The sequence below is a fragment of the Mycobacterium sp. IDUB_21 genome, assembly GCF_055419425.1.
Window position 1 is genome coordinate 255,707 of sequence record NZ_JBVAXQ010000004.1, and the last position, 21,171, is coordinate 276,877.

Annotated in this window: 21 protein-coding genes; 14 read left to right on the forward strand and 7 right to left on the reverse strand. The window is 69.3% G+C overall.

What is annotated here, in order from left to right; genetic code table 11:
• The first annotated feature begins 53 nt into the window (after positions 1-53).
• From ACZYY4_RS08415 to ACZYY4_RS08440, 6 genes are all read left to right on the forward strand, one after another.
• Complete coding sequence (locus tag ACZYY4_RS08415; protein ID WP_463809352.1) at positions 54-2,942, forward strand: PGRS repeat-containing protein; 2,889 nt, start codon at positions 54-56, stop codon at positions 2,940-2,942.
• A gap of 60 nt (positions 2,943-3,002) precedes the next feature.
• Positions 3,003-3,737, forward strand: a complete 735-nt coding sequence (locus ACZYY4_RS08420; RefSeq protein WP_463809354.1) for an SDR family NAD(P)-dependent oxidoreductase — start codon at positions 3,003-3,005, stop codon at positions 3,735-3,737.
• Positions 3,738-3,741: 4 nt separating this feature from the next.
• Positions 3,742-4,935, forward strand: coding sequence for an acyl-CoA dehydrogenase (locus ACZYY4_RS08425; protein WP_463809356.1), 1,194 nt, complete (start codon positions 3,742-3,744; stop codon positions 4,933-4,935).
• Positions 4,935-6,074 carry an acyl-CoA dehydrogenase family protein gene (locus tag ACZYY4_RS08430; RefSeq protein WP_463809358.1) on the forward strand — a complete coding sequence of 380 codons (1,140 nt, stop codon included), beginning with the start codon at positions 4,935-4,937 and terminating at the stop codon, positions 6,072-6,074. Before ACZYY4_RS08425 ends, ACZYY4_RS08430 begins: the two co-directional genes overlap by 1 nt.
• A gap of 84 nt (positions 6,075-6,158) precedes the next feature.
• Positions 6,159-6,920, forward strand: coding sequence for an isocitrate lyase/PEP mutase family protein (locus ACZYY4_RS08435; RefSeq protein WP_463809360.1), 762 nt, complete (start codon positions 6,159-6,161; stop codon positions 6,918-6,920).
• A 59-nt stretch (positions 6,921-6,979) separates the two neighbouring features.
• Positions 6,980-7,834 carry an SDR family oxidoreductase gene (locus tag ACZYY4_RS08440; RefSeq protein ID WP_463809362.1) on the forward strand — a complete coding sequence of 285 codons (855 nt, stop codon included), beginning with the start codon at positions 6,980-6,982 and terminating at the stop codon, positions 7,832-7,834.
• On the opposite strand, the gene ACZYY4_RS08445 is transcribed toward ACZYY4_RS08440, so the two are convergent.
• Positions 7,818-8,456, reverse strand: a complete 639-nt coding sequence (locus ACZYY4_RS08445) for a TIGR03086 family metal-binding protein (protein ID WP_463809364.1) — start codon at positions 8,454-8,456, stop codon at positions 7,818-7,820. The genes ACZYY4_RS08440 and ACZYY4_RS08445 overlap by 17 nt on opposite strands.
• A gap of 51 nt (positions 8,457-8,507) precedes the next feature.
• Between ACZYY4_RS08445 and ACZYY4_RS08450 the strand changes: the two genes are divergently transcribed.
• The gene (locus ACZYY4_RS08450; RefSeq protein WP_463809366.1) at positions 8,508-8,945 is read left to right on the forward strand and encodes a MarR family winged helix-turn-helix transcriptional regulator; all 438 of its coding nucleotides are present in this window, start codon (positions 8,508-8,510) and stop codon (positions 8,943-8,945) included.
• Here the strand turns inward: ACZYY4_RS08450 and ACZYY4_RS08455 are convergent.
• From ACZYY4_RS08455 to purT, 3 genes are read right to left on the reverse strand one after another with little or no spacing between them, the layout of a single operon-like run.
• The gene (locus ACZYY4_RS08455) at positions 8,930-10,144 is read right to left on the reverse strand and encodes an O-succinylhomoserine sulfhydrylase (protein WP_463809670.1); all 1,215 of its coding nucleotides are present in this window, start codon (positions 10,142-10,144) and stop codon (positions 8,930-8,932) included. The two genes, ACZYY4_RS08450 and ACZYY4_RS08455, sit on opposite strands and share 16 nt — an antisense overlap.
• A gap of 14 nt (positions 10,145-10,158) precedes the next feature.
• Positions 10,159-10,563, reverse strand: a complete 405-nt coding sequence (locus ACZYY4_RS08460) for a rhodanese-like domain-containing protein (RefSeq protein ID WP_463809368.1) — start codon at positions 10,561-10,563, stop codon at positions 10,159-10,161.
• A 45-nt stretch (positions 10,564-10,608) separates the two neighbouring features.
• A complete protein-coding gene (gene purT, locus ACZYY4_RS08465; RefSeq protein ID WP_463809370.1) occupies positions 10,609-11,862 on the reverse strand; it encodes a formate-dependent phosphoribosylglycinamide formyltransferase in 1,254 nt (417 codons plus the stop codon).
• Between the two features lie 79 nt (positions 11,863-11,941).
• Between purT and ACZYY4_RS08470 the strand changes: the two genes are divergently transcribed.
• The gene (locus ACZYY4_RS08470) at positions 11,942-13,540 is read left to right on the forward strand and encodes a Na+/H+ antiporter (RefSeq protein ID WP_463809372.1); all 1,599 of its coding nucleotides are present in this window, start codon (positions 11,942-11,944) and stop codon (positions 13,538-13,540) included.
• A gap of 27 nt (positions 13,541-13,567) precedes the next feature.
• Positions 13,568-13,924, forward strand: coding sequence for a DoxX family protein (locus ACZYY4_RS08475; protein WP_463809374.1), 357 nt, complete (start codon positions 13,568-13,570; stop codon positions 13,922-13,924).
• Here the strand turns inward: ACZYY4_RS08475 and ACZYY4_RS08480 are convergent.
• A complete protein-coding gene (locus ACZYY4_RS08480; RefSeq protein ID WP_463809376.1) occupies positions 13,921-14,559 on the reverse strand; it encodes a PaaI family thioesterase in 639 nt (212 codons plus the stop codon). The two genes, ACZYY4_RS08475 and ACZYY4_RS08480, sit on opposite strands and share 4 nt — an antisense overlap.
• Positions 14,556-15,854: an adenylosuccinate synthase gene (locus ACZYY4_RS08485; RefSeq protein WP_463809378.1), complete on the reverse strand. Its 1,299-nt coding sequence runs from the start codon at positions 15,852-15,854 to the stop codon at positions 14,556-14,558. Before ACZYY4_RS08485 ends, ACZYY4_RS08480 begins: the two co-directional genes overlap by 4 nt.
• A gap of 78 nt (positions 15,855-15,932) precedes the next feature.
• On the opposite strand from ACZYY4_RS08485, the gene ACZYY4_RS08490 reads away from it, so the two are divergent.
• From ACZYY4_RS08490 to ACZYY4_RS08505, 4 genes are all read left to right on the forward strand, one after another.
• The gene (locus tag ACZYY4_RS08490; RefSeq protein ID WP_463809380.1) at positions 15,933-16,595 is read left to right on the forward strand and encodes a peptidase M50; all 663 of its coding nucleotides are present in this window, start codon (positions 15,933-15,935) and stop codon (positions 16,593-16,595) included.
• Positions 16,596-16,605: 10 nt separating this feature from the next.
• Entirely contained in the window at positions 16,606-17,391 is a 786-nt protein-coding gene (locus tag ACZYY4_RS08495) for a site-2 protease family protein (protein WP_463809381.1), read from the forward strand.
• A gap of 44 nt (positions 17,392-17,435) precedes the next feature.
• Entirely contained in the window at positions 17,436-18,323 is an 888-nt protein-coding gene (locus ACZYY4_RS08500) for a cation diffusion facilitator family transporter (protein WP_463809383.1), read from the forward strand.
• Positions 18,324-18,420: 97 nt separating this feature from the next.
• Complete coding sequence (locus ACZYY4_RS08505) at positions 18,421-19,275, forward strand: Rv0361 family membrane protein (protein ID WP_463809385.1); 855 nt, start codon at positions 18,421-18,423, stop codon at positions 19,273-19,275.
• A 77-nt stretch (positions 19,276-19,352) separates the two neighbouring features.
• Here the strand turns inward: ACZYY4_RS08505 and fbaA are convergent, their stop codons facing one another.
• A complete protein-coding gene (fbaA, locus tag ACZYY4_RS08510) occupies positions 19,353-20,384 on the reverse strand; it encodes a class II fructose-bisphosphate aldolase (protein ID WP_463809387.1) in 1,032 nt (343 codons plus the stop codon).
• Positions 20,385-20,470: 86 nt separating this feature from the next.
• Between fbaA and ACZYY4_RS08515 the strand changes: the two genes are divergently transcribed.
• Positions 20,471-21,157, forward strand: coding sequence for a DedA family protein (locus ACZYY4_RS08515; protein WP_463809389.1), 687 nt, complete (start codon positions 20,471-20,473; stop codon positions 21,155-21,157).
• The last annotated feature ends 14 nt before the right edge of the window (positions 21,158-21,171 follow it).

Sequence of the window (21,171 nt, forward strand, 5' to 3'; positions counted from 1 at the left end):
GTCGTAGCTGCAGTCGCGCGTTGGGCGCGTCGGTGGCCGCGGTGGCACTGGGAATGAGCCCCCTGGGATTCGCGCCCGCCGCCCACGCCGACTTGGAGGACCTGCTCGACCCGAGCAACTGGTTCGACCCGAGCAGTTGGTTGGATCCGGGCCAGTTCGCCGATATCGGTAGCGCGGTATTCGACCCGGCCGCCCTGGGCCTCGGCGATGTGTCGTCATGGTTCGACGGTTCTGGTGCCGCCGACTTCAGCTTCTCGGGCGACAGCCTCGCCGACTTCGCCCAGAGCATCTACTTGCAGTGGCACACCGACATGCAGGGCTGGATGACCAGCTCGTTCGGGCAGCAGTTCGACGCCGCGATCAACCCGCTGTTCGCCTCCGACACCATCTGCGGCCTGATCTGCAACGGCGACACCGGCACGGAGGCTGACCCCGGCGGCGGCGCCGGCGGCTGGCTGTTCGGCGACGGCGGTGCGGGCTATGCCTCCGACGTTGCCGGGATGGCCGGCGGCAACGGCGGGGCGGCAGGCCTGTTCGGCAACGGTGGCGCCGGTGGGTTCGGTGGCGCCGGAGCCGACGGCGGCGACGGCGGTAGCAGCGGAACCCTGATCGGCATCGGTGGCGCAGGCGGCGACGGCGGCGCGGGTCTTGCCGGCGCCGACGGCGGCAACGGCGGGGACGGCGGCGGCGCCGCCGGAAAGCTGTTCTCCTTCGGCGGCGTCGGCGGTAACGGCGGGGCCGGTGGTGACGAGCTGGATGGCACCGGCGGGGCCGGCGGGACCGGCGGCGACGGTGGTACCGCGGTCGCAAGCGGTCCGGCCGACGCCGGAGCACGCGTGGCCACCGGCGCCGACCTGTTCAAGATCGGCGGCACCGGCGGGGTCGGCGGGGCCGGCGGCAACGGCCTGACCGGCGGCGCTGGTGGCCACGGCGGCAGCGGCGGGCTGTCTTGGACGCGATTCGGCGGGGTCGCCGGCGGGGTGGCCGGTGACGGCGGCAACGGCGGCGCCGGCGCCGATGTGGGCGGCGCCGGTGGCAACGGCGGCATGGGAGGCGCCACTTTCTCGATCTTCGGCAGCACCGGGGGCGCGGGCGGCAACGGCGGTACCGGGGGTGCCGTCGACGACGACGCCGGCACCGGTGGGGTCGGCGGCACCGGCGGGATGGGCGGCACCTCCGTCGCGATCTTCGGCGGCAACGGCGGTGCGGCCGGTGACGGTGGTGCCGGAGGCGCCGCAGACGGCAACGGCAGCGCCGCGGGCGCGGGCGGCAACGGCGGTACCGGCGGGTTCGGTGGATTCCTGTTCGACGGCTCCGGCGGGACCGGCGGTTCCGGCGGCGTCGGCGGCGCTGTCACCGGTGTCAACAGCCTCGCCGGAGCGGGCGGTGTCGGCGGCGACGGCGGGGTCGGTGGCCTGATCAGCGGCGGTAACGCCGGTGCCGGTGGCAGCGGTGGAACGGGCGGGGCCAGCAGCGCAGCCGGTGGCGTCGCGGGCGCCGGCGGCGACGGCGGCAGCGCCGGTTCGATCGGCAATCTCTACGGCTCACCCGATCAGTTCGGTGCGGCCCTGACCCAGATCGCGGCCGCCACCGGAAAGACCCCGGCGGACATTCAGGACACCCTCGACAAGCTCGCCAACCTGTCCGGAAGCCCGCTGTCCTCGCTCACCTCGGTCAGCACCATTTTCGGCGGCAGCGGCGCCGATGGTGGTTCCGGCGGGGCCGGGGGCGTCGCAACCGGCGCGGGCGGCCTGGCCGGTGATGGTGGCCACGGAGGCGACGGCAGCAGCGGCGGCATGTTGGGCGACACGAGTACGCCCGGCGGTGGCGGCGCCGGTGGTAATGGTGGTGCCGCCAACGGCACCGATGCCGTCGCCGGCAACGGCGGCACCGGCGGCGACGGCGCCTTTGCCTCCCCGCTCGGCGGCAACGGCGGTGCCGGTGGAGTCGGCGGTGCGGGCGGTGACGGTACCGACGGAGCATCCGCCGGGTACGGCGGCAGCGGCGGCACCGGCGGAGCCGGCAGCCCGTTCAGCGGCGGCGGCGGTGTCGGCGGAGCGGGCGGCGCCGGGGGCACCAGCGACGGCGGGGTCGCCGGCCAAGGCGGTGCCGGGGGCGTCGGCGGCACCGGCTTGGGTGGCCTGTTCAACAGCGTGGGCGGAAACGCCGTCACCTCGCCCAGCGGCGGCGCCGCCGGCGGTGGCGGCGGCGGTGGCGGCGGTGCTGCAAACGCCGGTACCGGCGGCGACGGTGGGGCCGGCGGTGCGGGCGGCATGTCCGCCGGCGGCCAGGGCGGCGCCGGCGGGGCCGGCATCAACGGCGGCACCGGCGGTAGCGGCGGCAACGGCGCCGCGGGCGGTGACACCAACTACATCTCCGGCGGCGCCAACGGCGGTACCGGCGGCAACGGCGGCGCCGGGATCGGGGACGGCAGCATCGGCGGCACCGGAGGCGACGGCGGTGTCAGCAGTGTCGCGCAGGGCGGCACCGGCGGCACCGGCGGAAACGGGTTGAACGGCGGCGCAGGCGGCAACGGCGGTAACGGCGGCAACGCCGGGACGAACGGCACCGAATACGTTGCGCCGGGCGATGACTCGACCGACGCCACCGTCGTGCCCGGGGGTGACGGTGGCGCCGGAGGCAACGGAGGCAACGGCGGTGACGGCACAGCGACCGCCGACGGCGGCGACGGCGGCCATGGCGGCAACGGCGGAACTGGTGGCGACGCCAGCGCGACCGGCCCCGGCGGCGATGCAGGAGACGGTGGCGCGGGGGGCAACGGCGGCCAGATCGGTGGAGGCGGTGACGGCAGCGGCGGAGTCGGTGGCAACGGCGCCGCCGGCGGCGCGGACGGGATGACCGGTCAGGCTGGGGGTTCCGGCGGCAACGGCGGCGCGGACGGAACACCCGGCGCACCCGGGACACCCAGCGCGGATTCTTAGCGCCAGGCTGACCCGGCGTCGGGACTACCCTGCTAGAAAAGCCAGACAGGGGACCCGAACATGACCGACAGGATCGCAGTGGTGACCGGCGCCGGTTCCGGTATCGGCCGGGCCGTCGCCCTGGGCTTCGCCGCCCAGGGTGACCGGGTGATCGCCGCCGACCTCGACGAGGCGGCCGCGCAGGCCACCGCCGCGCAAGCCCCGGACCACATCACCGCGTTGCCCGTCGATGTCGCCGATCGCACCCGGGTTGATGCACTACGCGACGCGGTGCTCGCCGAGGCCGGGGCGCCCGCCGTGCTGGTGAACGCGGCCGGCTGGGACCGCACCGCCCAATTCCTGGACGCCACACCAGAATTCGCCGAGAAGGTGGTGGCGATCAACTATCTCGGCCCGGTGCACATGTGCAGCGCGTTCCTGCCGGGCATGATCGAAGCTGGCGGCGGTGGCCGAGTGGTGAACCTGGCCAGCGACGCCGGGCGGGTCGGCAGCGCCGGCGAGAGCATCTACGCCGGCGCCAAGGGTGGGGTGATCGCCCTGACCAAGTCCCTGGCCCGGGAGATGGCCCGGCATCAGATCACCGTCAACTGCGTATGCCCCGGCCCCACCGACACCCCACTGTTCGCCGCCCAACCGGAGAAGCTCAAAGAGGCGCTGGTCAAAGCGATCCCGTTCCGGCGGCTGGCCCGCCCCGAGGAGGTCGCCGCACCGGTGCTGTTCTTCGCCTCGGATGCCGCGTCGTTCATCACCGGCCAGGTGATCAGTGTCAGCGGCGGCCTGACGATGGCAGGATGAGCTGATGGCAACCAGCTCCACCTCTGCTACCCCGGCCTTCGACCCGCTCGACCCGCTGAGCCTGGACACCCTGCTCTCCGACGACGAGATCGCCCTGCGTGACACCGTCGCCAAGTTCTGCGCCGAACACGTCATGCCGCACATCGCCGACTGGTTCGAGATCGGCGACCTGCCGGCCCGCGAACTGGCACGGGAATTCGGCAAACTCGGACTGCTCGGCATGCACCTGCACGGCTACGGTTGCGGCGGTGCGTCCGCGGTGCATTACGGGCTGGCCTGCGTGGAGCTGGAGGCCGCCGACTCGGGTCTGCGGTCCATGGTGAGCGTGCAGGGTTCGCTGGCGATGTTCTCGATCTACAACAACGGATCCGAGGAACAGAAGCAGCAGTGGCTGCCGGACATGGCCATCGGTGAGGTGATCGGTTGCTTCGGGCTGACCGAGCCCGACGTCGGCTCCGATCCGGGCGCCATGACCACCCGGGCGAAAAGGGACGGATCCGACTGGGTTCTCAACGGCCGCAAGATGTGGATCACCAACGGGACCATCGCCGACGTCGCGGTGGTGTGGGCGGCCACCGACGACGGCATCCGCGGCTTCATCGTGCCCACCGACACCCCGGGGTTCTCCGCCAACACCATCCATCACAAGTTGTCGCTGCGCGCCTCGATCACCAGTGAACTGGTGCTCGACGACGTACGACTGCCGGCCGAGGCGATGCTGCCGAAGGCCCACGGCGTCAAAGGGGCGCTGGCCAGCCTGTCCGAGGCGCGCTACGGAATCATCTGGGGCGCAATGGGTGCCGCCCGGTCGGCTTGGCGGTCGGCTCGCGACTACGCTACGCAGCGCACCCAGTTCGGCAAGCCCATCGCCGGCTTCCAACTGACCCAGGCCAAGCTCGTCGACATGGCCGTCGAACTGCACAAGGGGCAGTTGCTGTCTCTGCACCTGGGCCGGCTCAAAGACGCCGGCGGCCTGCGTCCCGAGCAGGTCAGCTTCGGCAAACTCAACAACACCCGTGCCGCGCTGGAGATCTGCCGCACTGCACGAACGATCCTGGGCGGCAACGGGATATCGCTGGAGTACCCGGTGATCCGGCACATGGTCAACCTGGAGTCGGTGCTGACTTACGAGGGCACCCCGGAGATGCATCAGCTCGTGCTGGGCCAGGCCTTCACGGGTCTGGGCGCCTTCCGCTGATGCTGAGCTACAGCTCGGAGCACCGCCAATTCCGGGAATTGGTCCGCAATTTCGTACGAAACACCGTCCTACCCGCCCACGAAGACGCCGAACGCGACGGCGGCTGGGATCGCTCGCTGTTCACCGAGGCGGGCCGGCTGGGCCTGCTCGGGTTTCCGGTATCAGAGGACCTGGGCGGCGCAGGAGTCCAAGACTTCCGGTACCACGCGATCGTCGTCGACGAGTTGCAGCGGGCCGGGGCTGCCGCCGAGGCCATCGCGTTCTCCCTGCAGAACGACGTCGTTCTGCCGTACCTGACCGATCTCACCACCCCAGAGCAGCAGCGCCGTTGGCTGCCCGGGGTGGTGACCGGCGAGACGGTGCTCGGCATCGCGATGACAGAACCGGGTACCGGCAGCGACCTGGCCGGTATCACCACCACCGCACACCGCGACGGCGAGCATTACGTGGTCAACGGCGCGAAGACCTTCATCTCCAACGGACAGATCGGGGATCTGTTCGTGGTCGCCGTCCGCACCGGTGAAGACCGGCATAAGGGCTTGTCTCTGCTGGTCGTCGAGCCCGACACACCCGGATTCCATCGGGGACGCAACCTGGCCAAGATCGGGCTGCACGCCCAGGACACGTCCGAGTTGGCGTTCACCGATATGCGGGTGCCGGTCGAAAATCTGCTGGGCTCCGAGGGGCAGGGTTTCTACCAGTTGATTCACAACCTGCCCCAGGAGCGGCTCTCGCTCGGGGTGGGCGCCGTCGCCGCCGCCGAAGGGGTACTGGCCGAAACCCTGGACTATGTCCGGCAGCGCCAGGCGTTCGGCTCCCCGATCGCCACGTTCCAGAACACCCAGTTCGTGCTGGCCGAAGTGGCCACCGAATTAGACGTCGCCCGAACCTATCTCGACGACTGCATCGCGGCGCACCTGGACGGCGAGCTGACCGCGGCGCGGGCCGCCAAGCTCAAGTGGTGGAGCACCGATCTGCAGTTCCGTACCGCACACCGCTGTTTGCAGCTGTTCGGCGGCTACGGCTATATGCGCGAGTACCCGGTGTCCCGGGCGTTCGTCGACGCCCGCATCCAGAGCATTTACGGCGGCACCAACGAGATCATGAAGACGATCATCGCCAAGGATCTGGGGCTCTGACGACGCCCTGGGCACCAGGGGTTGGAGCCGCGAGTCCAGCCCCCGACGACCGACCGGCAAATACCACATGGAAGAGTTGGAAAAATGACGAGTCACGAGGTTCTTGGGCAGCGGGCGGCGGCGTTCCTGGCGATGCACCAGCCGGGCAATCCGGTGATCTTGCCGACCGTCTGGGATGTGTGGTCGGCAAAGCTGGCGGTCGGCGCCGGTTTCTCCGCCCTGACGATCGGCAGCAAGCCGTTGGCCGAGTCGCGGGGTAAGAGCGACGGCGAAGGGATGTCGTTCGGCGGGGTGCTGCGCCGGGTCCGCCAGATCACCGAAGCCGTCGACGTGCCGGTGTCGCTCGACATCGAGTCCGGCTACGCCGAAACCCCGGAGCGACTGGTCGAGGGTCTCCTGGACGCCGGCGTGGTCGGGTGCAACATCGAGGACTCGGTGCACAGCGAGGACAAGCGCCTGCGGTCGGCGTCCGAGCACGCCGAGTACGTGGCCGCGCTGCGCAAAGCCGCCGACGCCGCGGGCGTCCACCTGGTGATCAATGCCCGCACCGACCTGTTCGTGCGCAAGGACGGCGACGACGCCGACCGCATCGACCGCGTCATCGCCCGGTTGACCGAGTGCGCGCAGGCCGGAGCCGACGTGCTCTACCCGGTCGGCCGCCACGACGCCGAGACCCTGCGCGCCCTGGCCGCCGGGCTGCCGAAGCCGGTCAACGCCCTGGCTGCGCCCGACCAGGACGACCCGGCATTGTTCGGCCCGCTCGGGATCGCGCGGGTCAGCTTCGGGCCGTTGTTCCAGGTCGCACTGGGTAAGCACGCCACCGAGATCCTGGGCCGCTGGGCCTGAAGTCCCCCGCTGGCCCGTACCCCTCGACGGAAGAACTTGACACCTGTTAAGTTCCTCGGGTGGACAACATCCGCGGTAAGACCATTGCCATCACCGGTGCCGCCCGAGGGATCGGGCTTGCGACCGCCACCGCTCTGCTGCGCCGCGGCGCCCGCGTCGTCATCGGCGACCGCGACGTACATGCGCTCGACAAGGCGATAACGGGACTGGGTCCGGGAAGTCCGGTCACCGGCCACCCCCTCGACGTCACCGACCGCGAGTCGTTCTCGATGTTCCTGGACAAGGCCCGTGCCGACGGTGACGGCCGCATCGACGTGCTGATCAACAACGCCGGTGTGATGCCGGTCGGGCCGTTCCTCGACCAGACACCGGAGTCCATTCACTCGGCGACCGAGGTCAACTTCTACGGTGTGCTCACCGGCTGCCAACTGGTGCTTCCCGAGATGGTCAAACGCCGCGGCGGCCACATCATCAACATCGCCTCGATGGCCGGGATCGTGGCGGTACCGGGCCAAGTGCTCTACGCCGGAACGAAATTCGCAGTCGTGGGCCTCACCACCGCGATGGCCGACGAGTTCGCCCCGCAGGGCGTCGCGGTCACCGCGGTGCTACCGACCTTCACCAACACCGAATTGATCTCGGGCACAACGCCGTCGGCGGCACAGAAGCCGGTGCAACCCGAAGATATCGCTGCGGCGGTGGTCAAGGTGCTCGACAAGCCGAAGGCCTTGGTGTCGGTGCCCGGTTTCGGGCGTCACACCGCGATCCTGGCGACCCTGCTGCCGGATCGGGCCCGCCGCTGGCTCAACAAGAAGACCCACAACGACACGGTGTTCCTGCAGTTGGACACCAAAGCCCGGCAGGCCTACGAGGACCGCGCCCAGCACGCCACCGGAGTCATCGAGAACGACTGATCCGGGTCGGCGGTTTCCACTGCGGATCGCGACCCAGCTGAGCGAGCATCCGGTCGAGGTCGCCGGCCTGCGCCGACGGCGGGATGGTGGGGCCGAACGGCGATTTCGCGTCAGCGCGAAATCCACCGTCGGGCACCGCGAAAGCCAGCGGCAAGGCGGCCGCGACCACCTCGGGCGGCGGGTCGAAGGGCTTGCCCAGCGTGCGTGCGACGTCCCACCCGTGCACCAGGTAGTCGACCAGGTGAAAGCCGACCGCCAGGGACGCCGGGAACGCGGCCCCGGCCCCGAGCTCGGGTAGCGCGACGGTTCGCTCCAGCACATCCACGCCGGCGAAGGCGTCGATGACGTCGGCAGCGGCGGCAGCGTAGGCGGCCACCGGGTCGGCTGCGACGGCATCAGCGACGGTTTCGGGCCGCCAGATGCCCAGGTCGGCATCGGCCCCGCGTGCGGCGGCGGCGAATCCGCGATGCTGCACCGTCATATCGGTGAGCAGACCAGCGAGATCCCAGCCGGCACAGGGTGTCGGCCTGGACAGGTCATCGGCCGTCACGAAGGAGACGACATCAACCGAGGTTGCTACGGCAACCCGGTGGATCGGGCGGAGATCCGTATCAGTAGGCATCTACTTATCATGTGCGTTCGCATATGATGTGTCAACCTATATTATCGCGGGATGGCACGGAAACCCACCCGTCCCGACCTTGCGGCCATGCTCACCCGCCTGGCCCGCCAAACCGTGGCCGCCGAACAGCCCATCCTGGAAGCACACCGGCTGTCGATGTGGGGCTACGTCGTACTCGTCGCGCTCGACGGTGCGCCGGTGCGAACCCAAGCCGCTCTTGCCGAATCGATAGGCGCCGACAAGACGCGGATCATCCGCACCCTCGATGAGCTGCAGCAGCAAGGGCATATCGAACGGGTACCCGACCCCGACGACCGCCGGGTCCGCCTGCTGGCGATCACCGAAGCAGGACGCACGCTGAAAAACGCTGTGCAGCACGATATTCAGGAGGGCGAAGAACGGTTGCTCCGCCAGCTGTCATCCGCCGACCGAGGCGTTTTCCTGCGGGTGCTCGATCAGCTCAGTTCGGTCGACTACCCCAACGCCTGATCCAGATCGGCGATCAGATCGTCGACCCCTTCCAGCCCGACCGAGATCCGCACCACCCCGTCGCCGAGGCCGATCGCGGCGCGCCCGTCCGGGCCCATCGCCCGGTGGGTGGTGGTCGCCGGATGGGTGATCAGCGACTTCGCGTCTCCCAGGTTGTTGGAGATGTCGATCAGCTTCAGCTTGTCCAACAGCTCGAAAGCGCGCTGCTTGGCGGCACTTTGGGGAGCGTCGAGCTCGAAGGTGATGACGGTTCCGCCACCGGACATCTGCCGGCGCGCCAGGTCGTATTGCGGATGCGATGGCAGAAACGGGTAGCGCACCCAGCGCACCGCGGGATGCTGTTCCAGAAACTCCGCGATCCGCACTGCCGCGGCGTTGGCGTAGTCAACCCGAACGGCCAGTGTTTCAAGGCCTTTCAACAGCAGCCAGGCGTTGAAGGCGCTGAGCGCCGGGCCGGTGTGACGCATCAGTGTCTGCACCGGGCCGTCGATGTACTCCTGGTCGCCCAAGATCGCCCCGCCCAGCACCCGGCCCTGCCCGTCGAGATGCTTGGTGCCCGAGTACACCACCACGTCCACCCCTAACGGAAGACCCCGCTGCAGCAGCGGAGTGGCGAACACGTTGTCCAGCACCACTTTCGCCCCTGCGGCATGAGCAAGCTCGGTAACCGCGGCGATGTCGACCAGCGACTGCATCGGGTTGGACGGCGTCTCGAAGAAGACTGCTTGGGTGGGAACCGAGAGCGCCTGCTCCCACTGCGCCATGTCCTCACCGTCGACGAACACGGTCTCCACCCCCCAGCGAGGCAGGATCTCATTGCAGACCACGAAACATGACCCGAACAGGCTGCGCGCGGCCACCAGCCGGTCACCCGCACCCAGCAGCGCTCCCAGTGACACGAACACCGCCGCCATGCCACTGGCGGTCGCGAATGCCGCCGGGGCGCCCTCGATCAGCCGAAGCCGCTCCTCGAACATCGACACGGTCGGATTGCCGTACCGCGAGTAGACGAACCGGTCGACCTCACCGGTGAACGCCTGCTCCGCGGCGGCCGCGGATTCGTAGACGTAACCCGAGCTGAGGAACAGCGCCTCGGCGGTCTCGTCGAACTGCGAGCGCAGCAGACCACCGCGCACCCCGATGGTGGCCTGACTTACCCCGTCGGGCAGCGGTTTCGGGACGCGAACGGACGGGGTCATGCGGTCCTGGTCGCTCACGACTGCTTCCAGGGCAGCCCGAGGGCGCGCCAACCGGTTCCGCCGCGGTGCTCGTGCTCATCCAGGTTGCCTTCGAAGCCGTCCAGCACGTTGTAGGACGGGGCGATGCCGGCCGCGGTTGCGGTCTCGGCGGCCGGAATGGAGCGGTTGCCGGAGCGGCACAGGAAGACCGCCGGTCCGGCCGGCACCCGGGCGGCCAGCTCACGAGTGAAGTTCAGGTTGGAGCTGCCATCGGAGTGGACCCACTCGATGCAGACCAACTCGCGGCCCAGAACAGACAGGTCGGGCAACCCCACGAAGCGCCATTCGGCGTCGGTGCGCACATCGATGAGGGTCGCCGTGGGGTCGTCGCGCAGCATCGCCCAGGCCTGCTCGGGTGTGATGTCTCCTGCGTAGCTCACCTGCGGAAGTCTCGCACCCGCGCAGTGCTCACGCCACGGCGGGGGTCACGGCCAGAGCTTGCCCAGAACAGCCGCGACCTGCTCGGCCCGGTCGCGGGCTACCGCCACATCCGGGCCGGTGGCCAGCGCCAAACCCAGCCGCCGGCGGGGGTGTCCCTCGTGGTGGGAGAACACCACCACATCACTTTCGGTCACGCTGAGCGCATCGGCGACCACCGCCACACTGTCGGGCGTGGCCTCGGTGGCGGCCGCCCCCGAGGGCCGCGAGTAGATCAGCCGGGCCGCGCCGGGCGAGACCATGATCGGGTCGATCGCCAGCCCGAGGATCGCTCGTGCCTGCAGTTCGAAACCCGAGAGCCGCTGGGTACGCAGCGTCAGCAGCGCCGTGTCGTACGGGCGCACGTTGACACCGGTGAAGTACACCTCGTTGCCGTGAACCAGCAGCTCCACCCCGAACAGGCCGCGGCCGCCGAGTGCCCGCGCGACCCGCGCGGCAACCGACTTGGCCGCGTCCAGCGCCACCGCGCTCATCGGGTACGGCTGCCAAAGCTCCACCGTCAGTTGCCCGTTCGGGTCCTCCTCGGTGCGGTGCCCGATCGGCGCGCAGAAATCCAGTGCCGGACCGTCTTTGCCGTCGCGGTGCACGGCCAGCAGCGTGACCTCGCTGTCGAACTCCACCACCCGCTCGGCCAGCACCCGTGCCGGGACCCCCGGACCGGCCGCCGAAACCGCCCGTTGCCAGGCGGGCTCGATGTCGCTGTCCCGCACCATCACCGAGCGGCCCTCTCCCAGCGAACCCACCAGCGGTTTGACCACCATCGGGAACCCGGCGTGCCCGGCCACCGCCCGAAGTTCCTCGACCGAGCCGGCGAACCAGAACGGCGCGGTCGGCAACCCGAGTTCGTCGGCCGCCAGCCGCCGCAACCCCTCCGGGTCCGCGGCCAGCCGGGCGCCGCGAATGCCGGGCACCAATTCGGTGAATCCCGTGTCGACCACGGCGGTCAGCGCCTCGGTGGCCACCACGTCGGAGGCGACCACCACGAATTTCGGCTGCAACCACCTGATCGCCGCGGCCAACTCGTCGTTGTCGCTCAGGTTGACCACCACGGAGCGATCGGCGATCCCGTGCAACGCGGAGTCGGCGTAACGGTCGACGGCGATCACCTCGGCGCCCAGGCGCTGCAGCGCCGTCACAAGTTCGCGACTGAGCTCACCAGAGCCCAGCAATGCCACCCTGGTGCGACCGGGACCGTCAGCGGACAACCGCTCGGTCTGCGACTCACCCGCTTCGCCGTCCACCGCCCTACCCTCCCGCGCCAAGGCAATGTTGCATGGTGCTCAAGGATAAAGGTGAATTCGGACGAAGGGTGCGACGACGGTGAACACGGTGCTGCTGGGTCCGCTGGTGGGCGCAGTGCTGGTGGCAGCCATCGCGCGGCACCGCCAGCTGTCCGCCCCGCTGGTACTGGTGATCGCCGGCCTGCTGGTCGGACTGATTCCTGCGGTGCCCGAGTTCGAACTGCGCCCCGACCTGGTGTTGTTCGTGATCCTGCCGCCGCTGCTGTGGTCGGCCGGCCTGGAGAGCTCCTTCATCAACATGCGCCGCAGCCGGCGCTCGATCACATTGCTGGCGGTCGGGCTGCCGCTGGCCACCACCGTCGCGGTCGGTGTGGTCGCCTACTACACCGTGCCGGAGTTCACCTTGGCCGCCGCGCTGACGCTGGGCGCGATCGTGGCCCCACCGGATGCGGTGTCGGCGACGGCCATCGGCCGCCGGGTCGGCCTGCCGCGGCGGATCATGACCCTGCTGGGCGGCGAGAGCCTGCTCAACGACGCCACCGCGCTGACCGTCTACAAGGTGGCGCTGGCCGCGACGATCGGCGCCGCGACCGGCTGGGGCACGGGTCTGGCGACATTCGCCCTGGCGGCCGTCGGCGGTGTGCTGGTCGGGGTGATCTTCGGGGCGCTCATCGTGGTCATCCGGGCCCGGCTGACCGACCCGCTGGTGGAGAGCGCGGTCGGGCTGGTGGCCCCGTTCGTCATCTACCTGGTGGCCGAAGAAGTCCACGGCTCCGGGGTGCTCGCGGTGGTGGTCGCCGCGTTGATCCTCGGGCAGCGCTTCACCCGGAGTCACTACGCCACTCGGCTGCAGGACCAGGCGGTCTGGCGCGCGGTGCAACTGGTGCTGGAGTCGTTGGCGTTTCTGCTGATCGGCCTGCAACTGCCGACGGTGGTGCAGAACATGCACGGGGTGCGCTTCTCGACTCTGACCCTCGCGTCGGTGGCGGTGTTCGCGACGGTGTTGGCGGTGCGGGCGGTGTGGGTGGTGACGTTCTCCTACCTGCCCCGGATGCTGTCGGCGGGGATCCGGCGCCGTGAGCCCGCGCCCACGCCCGGGCAGGTGTTCATCCTGGCATGGGCCGGGATGCGCGGCGTGGTGTCGTTGGCGGCCGCCTTCGGTGTGCCGTTGACGACGCTGGCCGGCGAGCAGTTCCCGGGCCGTCCGCAATTGGTGTTCCTGACCTTCGTAGTGGTCGTCGGCACCCTGCTGCTGCACGGGATGACGCTGCCTTGGCTGATCCGGCGGCTGGGTGTTCGCACCGACCAGGAGCGCAACGACGCCGTCGCCGCGGCGGCCGCGCAGGACAAGGCCGCGCTGGCCGCCGCCGACCGGCTCGACGAGGTGCTGGCCTCGAGCGAGCCGTCACCGGCCAGCGAGCGCGCCGCCGAGGCACTGCGCACTTGGAACACCCGGCGCCGAAACGCGGCCCGGGAACGGCTGCGCCGTTTGGATCCCGACAACGACGACAGTGACGAGACCGCGGCAACGGCCTTTCGCCGGCTACGGCTGGAGATGCTGGCCGCCGAGCGTGCGGCGCTGATCTCCCAGCGCGACATCGGCCATATCGACGACCAGGTGCTGCGCACCCTGCTGCACGGGTTGGATCTGGAAGAGGCGACGCTCAACCTGGATTAGCGGCCGGACGCGCCTAGAGTTGAACCCATGAGTGTGCTGACGTCGCCGAAGACCTACCAGGGGCTGGCCGCCTTTCAGGCCGCCGACGCGGTGGCCTGCGCCATCCCGGTGCCCTACATCGCCAAAGCGCTCGACACCGTGCAGGTCCCCCAACAGATCCGGCCGGTCCTGCCGATCGTCAAGGCCGCCTCGGCGATCGGCCTGCTGTCGGTGCACCGGTTCCCGGTACTGGCCCGGCTGACCACCGCTGCGTTGACGCTGTATTTCGTCCTCGCGGTGGGCGCCCACATCCGGGTCCGCGACAGCATCCCCAACACCGTCCCGGCCGCATCGTTTCTGGCGTTGTTCGCGGCGATGACGCTGCAGCCGCCCCGTCGCCCCTAGGGCTGGCCGGGCAGCAACCGCACCATCAACCCCTGCGATTCGGCCAGCACGACACCGTCGGCGTCGGTGAGCTCGGCGCCGATGAACGCTTTACGCCCCTCGGCCTTCTCGATCCGGCCGTGAACCCGCAGCGGGGTATCGATCGGGGTGACTTTGCGGTAGTCGACGTGCAGAAACGCAGTCCGGCTGATCGGCCGGTTTGCGGCGTGCACCACCATCCCGAACATCCAGTCGAACAACAGCGGCAGCACTCCGCCGTGCACCGCGGAATTCCCGCCCACATGGAACCGGCTGAAGCGGCCCTGCATCGAGACGCCGTCGGGCTCGAAGCGGGTGATCCGCCACGGCGGCATCAGCAGGCTGCCCATGCCCGGCAGTGACGGCGCCCGCCCGGCCGGGGCGACGGCCGGCGACGCCGGGAACTTCTCCAGCAGCCCCACCAGGGCTTCAGCCCGGTCGGCGGCGTCGTCCCAGGTGGTGTCGTCGGGGGCGGTAGACACCGCCAGGTCCTGCAGGCGCCGCATCGTGGTGACGAACCGCGCGAAGCCCGGGCTCGGATCGACGACCGCGTAATCCGGGAACCCGCCGTGGCTGGCGTAATCGGGGTCGATTTCCTCCGGCCCGCGTTCGCTCACGCGGGACCCCGCACGACATCACGCACCACGATGGTCTGCTCCCGGCCGGGGCCCACACCGATGCATGAGATCTGCGCTCCGCCAAGGTCTTCCAAACGCGAGACGTAATCGCGGGCTTTCGCCGGCAGCTGCTCGAACGTACGGGCCTCCGAGATGTCCTCCCACCAGCCCGGCAGTTCTTCGTAGACCGGTTCGGCGCGGGCGAACTCCTCCTGGGTCATCGGCAGCTCATCGGTGCGCTTGCCGTCGACGGTGTAGCCGACGCAGATCGGAACGGTTTCCAGGCTGGACAGCACGTCGAGCTTGGTCAGGAAGTAGTCGGTGATGCCGTTGACCCGGGTGGCGTAGCGGGCGATCACCGCGTCGAACCAGCCGCACCGCCGCTGGCGCCCGGTGGTGACCCCGACCTCGCCGCCGGTCTTGGACAGGTACTCCCCGCTCTCGTCGAACAGTTCGGTGGGGAACGGCCCCGAGCCCACCCGGGTGGTGTAGGCCTTCAGGATGCCCAGCACCGTGGTGATGCGGGTGGGTCCGACGCCGGAGCCGACGGCTGCCCCGCCGGCGGTCGGATTGCTCGACGTCACGTACGGGTAGGTGCCGTGGTCGACGTCGAGCAGGGTGCCCTGCGAGCCTTCCAGCAGCACGTTCTCGCCGCGGTCCAGTGCGGCGCCCAGCACCAGCGAGGTGTCGGCGATGCGGTGCTTGAAGCCCTCGGCCTGGGCCAGCAGATCCTCGAGCACCTGCTGTGGCTCCAGCGACTTGCGGTTGTAGATCTTGACCAGCACCTGGTTTTTGAACTCCAGGGCGGCCTCGATCTTCTGGGCGAGTGACGCTTCGTCGAGTACGTCGGCGACCCGGATCCCGATCCGGGCGATCTTGTCCTGATAGCAGGGCCCGATGCCGCGGCCGGTGGTGCCGATCTTCTTGGAGCCCATGTAGCGCTCGGTCACCTTGTCGATGGCGACGTGATAGGGCATCAGCAGGTGCGCGTCGGCGGAGATCAGCAGCCGGGAAGTGTCCACACCGCGCCGCTCCAACCCCGCCAGCTCGTCGAGCAGCACCCCGGGATCGACCACCACACCGTTGCCGATGATGTTGGTGACGTGCGGCGTCAGCACCCCCGATGGGATCAGGTGCAACGCGAAGTTCTCCCCGCTGGGCAGCACTACGGTATGGCCGGCATTGTTGCCGCCCTGGTAGCGCACCACCCACTGCACTCGTTCGCCGAGTAGGTCGGTGGCTTTCCCTTTGCCCTCGTCACCCCATTGGGCGCCGATGACGACGATTGCCGGCATGGAATTCTCGCTAACTGTCTGGCTTACTCTGGTCCAGCCGGTGACTGAGCCTATCCGAAGCGATTCCCAAGGAGCGCGTTGAACGCCACTAACGCCCCGGAAACCGCCGTTTTGCTCTTTGCCGACCGTCCGCTGCCGGGCCCGCTGGCCGGGCTGCCGGCGCTGTCGGGCTGCGACGACGCGGCAGCACTCGACGCGGCGATCGACCAATTCCGCCGGTTGGTGGTGGTGGGCGGTGACACCGACCTGGCACGGGTGCTGACCCGGCTGCTGCGGCTCGGCCGGCTGGATGTCGAAGTGGGCTATGCCCCGCCGCGGCGCACCCCCGCCACCCGGGCCTACCGACTGCCGGCCGGCTGGTGGGCGGCGCGGCGTGCGCGACGCGGCACCGCCCGCCCGGTGCCGCTGATCCGCGACGACGCCGGAACCGCACTGGCCGGCGCCGGCCGTTGGCTGCCGGTGGATGGCACCGAAGCGCTCAGCGGTGAGGGGATCGTCGATGACACCGCCCTCTTCGACGGCGACGTGGCCGAGGTGTTGATCGAACCGATCGGCGCCGCACCGGGTTTGCGGGCCGGGATTCCGGCGCGGGGCGGCCGGGTGCACCGCTGGGTGCCGGGCCGCGCCGCCCAACTCGGCACCACCGGTGCGCTGGTGGTGCGTGACGGGGTCTACGGCAGCCGGACGGTGAAGCGGTCCACCTTCTATCGGCACATCGAGGACTGGCTGCTCGTCAGTTAGGTTCGTGGGCGTGAACGTCCACCCGCTGCGCGGCCAGACCGTCCGGCCCAGCCCGGTCTTCCTGGCGCTGGTTGCCGTGACCGCCCTCGGTGGCGTGCTGGCCTGGCGGGCTGCCGCCGACATCGGGCCACTGGCGTACGCCGGGGTGTTCGTGTTCGTGATCGCCGGCTGGCTGGTGTCGCTGTGCCTGCACGAGTTCGGCCACGCCTTCACCGCCTGGCGGTTCGGCGACCACGGCGCCCAGATGCGCGGCTATCTGACCCTCAACCCGCTGCGTTACACCCACCCGGGGCTGTCACTGGTGCTGCCGATGCTGTTCATCGCGCTGGGCGGGATCGGTCTGCCCGGCGGGGCGGTGTACGTGCAGACGTCGTTCATGACGCCGCTGCGGCGCACCCTGGTCAGCCTCGCGGGCCCGACGGCCAACCTGGTGCTGGCGGTACTGCTGCTGGGCGTCACCCGGGTGTTCTACGACCCAGCGCACCCGGTGTTCTGGTCCGGGGTGGCGTTCCTGGGTTTCCTGCAGGTCACCGCGGTGGTGCTGAACCTGCTGCCGGTGCCCGGACTGGACGGCTACGGCGCACTGGAACCGCATCTGAGCCCGGCCACCCAGCGCGCGGTGGCGCCGTTTTCGCAGTGGGGCCTGCTGGTGCTGCTGGTGCTGCTGATCTCGTCTCCGGCGTTGAACCAGAAGTTCTTCGCGATGGTGCTGTGGTTCTTCGACCTGTTCGACGTGCCCCGGCTACTGGTGAGCTGGGGGATGTCGCTGACGCAGTTCTGGAACGCCTGGTTCTGACAGCCCGGCACCTACGACCCGCGGGCGACATATATTCACTAGCCATGGCCACCGGTCACAATCACCACCACACCGACTCTCGGCTGTCCCGGATGGCCATCGGGGCGGTGATCCTGACCGCGTTCTTCGCCATCGAACTGACCACCGCGATCACGATCAACTCGATCGCCCTGCTGGCCGACGCCGGACACCTGCTCACCGACTTGGCCGCCCTGTTCATGGGGGTGGCGGCGGTGATGCTGGCCCGGCGCGGCAGCACGTCACCATCGCGCACCTACGGCTGGCACCGCGCCGAGGTGTTCACCGCGGTCGCCAATGCGGTGCTGCTGATCGGGGTGGCGACGTTCATCCTCACCGAGGCGATCCGGCGTCTCGGCACCGCACCGGATGTGCCCGGTGTGCCGATGATCGTCGTCGCGATCGCCGGACTGATCGTCAACATCGGTGTCGCCCTGCTGCTGCGTTCCCACTCGGCACACAGTCTCGCGGTGCGCGGCGCCTACATGGAGGTGGTCGCCGACACCGTCGGCAGCGTGGGAGTACTGATCGCAGGTGTTGTCACGGTCACCACCTCCTGGCCCTACGCCGACGTCGTCGTCGCCGTCTTCGTCGCGCTGTGGGTGCTGCCCCGGGCGTTCGCGCTGGCCGGCGCCGCGCTGCGAATCCTGTCGGAAGCCTCGCCGAGCCACATCGACGTCGACGAACTGCGCGCCGCCCTGGCCGCCGTCGACGGAGTCACCGACGTACACGACCTACACGTCTGGACGCTGGTTCCGGGCCAGGACATGGCCACCGCGCACCTGTGCGCCGGTACCGATCCCGGTCGGGTGCTCGGTGAGGCGCGAGCGGTGCTGGCCGCCCGCGGTCTGACCCACGCCACCGTCCAGGTCGAACCGCCCGGACAGGGCGTCGATTGCCCCATCGGATGCTGACGCCACGCGCGACAGGCGCTGGAGAAAGCCGACAGGTTCGGTCAGTAAGCTGCCACTAGCGTCAGCCGATCCGACCAGCCGGAGGACATATCCACTCATGCCGAACCCACCGGAGCCGGACCGCACCGAGCCGGCCGAAGGCCGCTCCGGCACTCCCGCCGAACAGCCCGACGGCGACGAGCAGGTCACCGAGATCCACCCCGTCGCCTCCGGGGAGGACGCGACCGCTGTCATTCCGGAGACCACCGCCGAAACCGACGACGCCAACGCCGAGGCCGTCACCGAGGTGATCACCACCGGTCCCGCGCCCAGGGAGTCCGACTCCGCCCCGGTCGGGCCGCCGGAGCGCCGGTTCACCGCCCCCGGCTTCGACGCCGGGCAGACCGAGGTCATCCCGTCGGTGGGCGAAGCCAACACCGAGCTGATCGCCCAGCAGCACGGTGAGGCGGGAAAGGCGACACCGCAACAGATCCCGCCGCGCCTCGGCGGCAGACTTCCCGCCAGCGTCTCGCGCAGCTGGGGCTGGGTGATGGCGCTGATCCTGATCATCTTGGCGCTGGCCGTCGTCGCCGTGCTGGGCACATTGTGGCTGACTCGCGACACCCGGCAGGCCGCCTCGCAGGAAGAGCACGTCCGCGGCACCATCCAGAACTTCGACATCGCCATGCAGAAGGGTGATCTGGCTGCGCTGCGCAGCCTGACCTGCGGCGACATTCGCGACCGCTATGTCAATTACGACCAGAAGGCTTGGGACGACACCTACCGCCGGATCGCGGCGGCCAAGCAGTATCCGGTGGTCGCCAGCATCGACGAGGTCGTCGTCAACGACGGGCATGCCGAAGCCAACGTCACCGCGTTCATGGCCTACGAGCCACGGGTCCGTTCAACCCGCAGCTTCGACCTGCAGTTCCGCGACGACCAGTGGAAGATCTGCCAGTCGCACGGCGGTTAGCAAGGCTCGACGGAGGAGAGCCGAAGCTGGACCGCCGAATCGACCCGGCGGGTAGCGCTTCTCCCGCGAGCAGAAAGTCAGCCCAGGGCCTTGCCGGCGCTGTGCAGGTCGTTGCACGCCTCGATGACCCGCTCGGTCATGGCGGCCTCGGCCTTCTTGAGGTAGCCGCGCGGGTCGTAGAACTTCTTGTTGCCGACCTCGCCGTCGATCTTCAACACCCCGTCGTAGTTGGTGAACATGTGCGCGGCGATCGGGCGGGTGAACGCGTACTGGGTGTCGGTGTCGACGTTCATCTTCACCACGCCGTGCTGCAACGCCTCTTCGATCTCGGACTTCAGCGATCCCGAACCGCCGTGGAACACGAAGTTGAACGGCTTGGAGCCGGCCGCCAGGCCCAGCTTTGCCGACGCCACCTTCTGGCCCTCGCCCAGGATGTCGGGGCGCAGCTTGACGTTGCCGGGCTTGTAGACGCCGTGCACGTTGCCGAAGGTGGCGGCGAGCAGGTATTCGCCGTGGTCGCCGATACCGAGGGCGTCGATGGTCTTCTCGAAGTCCTCCGGGGTGGTGTAGAGCTTCTCGTTGATCTCGGCTTCCACACCGTCCTCTTCGCCGCCGACCACGCCGATCTCGATCTCCAGGATGATCTTGGCGGCCGCCGCCTTGGCCAGCAGCTCCTTGGCGATGGTCAGGTTCTCATCGATCGGCACGGCCGAGCCGTCCCACATGTGCGACTGGAACAGCGGGTTCTCGCCGGCCTTGACCCTTTCCGCAGAGATCGCCAGCAGGGGACGCACGAAACCGTCCAGCTTGTCCTTCGGGCAGTGGTCGGTGTGCAGGGCCACGTTGATCGGGTACTTGGCGGCGATCACGTGGGTGAACTCGGCCAGCGCCACCGCGCCGGTCACCATGTCCTTGACGCCCAGCCCGGAGCCGAATTCGGCGCCGCCGGTAGAGAACTGAATGATGCCGTCGCTGCCGGCGTCGGCGAAGCCCTTGATCGCGGCGTTGACGGTCTCCGACGACGTGCAGTTGATCGCCGGGAACGCGTACGAGTTCTCCTTGGCGCGGCCCAGCATCTCGGCGTAGACCTCAGGGGTGGCGATGGGCATGGAACTCTCTCCTCCTGGCTGACCGAACCTGACATCGAGTATCTCAGGGACGGTTTCGTGCGCAGCCCCCGGTATGTTGGTGCGTCATGAGCACCACCGTGGTCGCGATGCCGGGCATGCTGGACCCGATGTACTGGCTGGGCGCCGGTGGGATCTTCCACGGCGCGGTACTGCCCGCCATCCTGGTGGTGGTCTTCATCGAGACCGGCCTGCTGTTCCCGTTGCTTCCCGGTGAATCACTGCTGTTCACCGGCGGTCTGCTGTCCGCCAAGGGGCTCGCTCCCGACATCTGGGTGCTGGCGCCCGCGGTGGCTGTCGTGGCGGTGCTCGGCGATCAGTGCGGCTACTTCATCGGCCGACGGATCGGGCCGGCCCTGTTCAAGAAGGAAGACTCCCGCTTCTTCAAGAAGCACTACGTCACCGAGTCGCACGCCTTCTTCGAGAAGTACGGGCCCTGGGCGATCATCCTGGCCCGGTTCGCCCCGTTCGTCCGGACGTTCGTGCCGGTGGTCGCGGGCGTGTCCTACATGCGCTACCCGGTCTACCTGGCCTTCGATATCGTCGGCGGAATCCTGTGGGGTGCCGGGGTGACGACGCTGGGCTACTTCCTGGGCAACGTGCCGTTCGTCCACGAGAACCTGGAAAAGATCATCCTGGCGATCCTGTTCGTGTCGATGATTCCCGCGTTCATCGCCGCGTGGAGGGCCTACCGCGGCCGTCGCACGCCGTCGGTTGACGCTGACTCTGCGCTCACCAAGCAAAACGTCGAGTAGAGGGCCTGGTCAGC

What these genes read in the sequence shown, in the direction of transcription:
- ACZYY4_RS08415 (WP_463809352.1), top strand. Translation starts at nt 54, where the DNA reads ATGAGCCCCCTGGGATTCGCGCCCGCCGCCCACGCCGACTTGGAGGAC.
- ACZYY4_RS08420 (WP_463809354.1), top strand. Translation starts at nt 3,003, where the DNA reads ATGACCGACAGGATCGCAGTGGTGACCGGCGCCGGTTCCGGTATCGGC.
- ACZYY4_RS08425 (WP_463809356.1), top strand. Translation starts at nt 3,742, where the DNA reads ATGGCAACCAGCTCCACCTCTGCTACCCCGGCCTTCGACCCGCTCGAC.
- ACZYY4_RS08430 (WP_463809358.1), top strand. Translation starts at nt 4,935, where the DNA reads ATGCTGAGCTACAGCTCGGAGCACCGCCAATTCCGGGAATTGGTCCGC.
- ACZYY4_RS08435 (WP_463809360.1), top strand. Translation starts at nt 6,159, where the DNA reads ATGACGAGTCACGAGGTTCTTGGGCAGCGGGCGGCGGCGTTCCTGGCG.
- ACZYY4_RS08445 (WP_463809364.1), bottom strand. Translation starts at nt 8,456, where the DNA reads ATGCCTACTGATACGGATCTCCGCCCGATCCACCGGGTTGCCGTAGCA.
- ACZYY4_RS08450 (WP_463809366.1), top strand. Translation starts at nt 8,508, where the DNA reads ATGGCACGGAAACCCACCCGTCCCGACCTTGCGGCCATGCTCACCCGC.
- ACZYY4_RS08455 (WP_463809670.1), bottom strand. Translation starts at nt 10,144, where the DNA reads ATGACCCCGTCCGTTCGCGTCCCGAAACCGCTGCCCGACGGGGTAAGT.
- ACZYY4_RS08475 (WP_463809374.1), top strand. Translation starts at nt 13,568, where the DNA reads ATGAGTGTGCTGACGTCGCCGAAGACCTACCAGGGGCTGGCCGCCTTT.
- ACZYY4_RS08485 (WP_463809378.1), bottom strand. Translation starts at nt 15,854, where the DNA reads ATGCCGGCAATCGTCGTCATCGGCGCCCAATGGGGTGACGAGGGCAAA.
- ACZYY4_RS08500 (WP_463809383.1), top strand. Translation starts at nt 17,436, where the DNA reads ATGGCCACCGGTCACAATCACCACCACACCGACTCTCGGCTGTCCCGG.
- ACZYY4_RS08505 (WP_463809385.1), top strand. Translation starts at nt 18,421, where the DNA reads ATGCCGAACCCACCGGAGCCGGACCGCACCGAGCCGGCCGAAGGCCGC.
- fbaA (WP_463809387.1), bottom strand. Translation starts at nt 20,384, where the DNA reads ATGCCCATCGCCACCCCTGAGGTCTACGCCGAGATGCTGGGCCGCGCC.
- ACZYY4_RS08515 (WP_463809389.1), top strand. Translation starts at nt 20,471, where the DNA reads ATGAGCACCACCGTGGTCGCGATGCCGGGCATGCTGGACCCGATGTAC.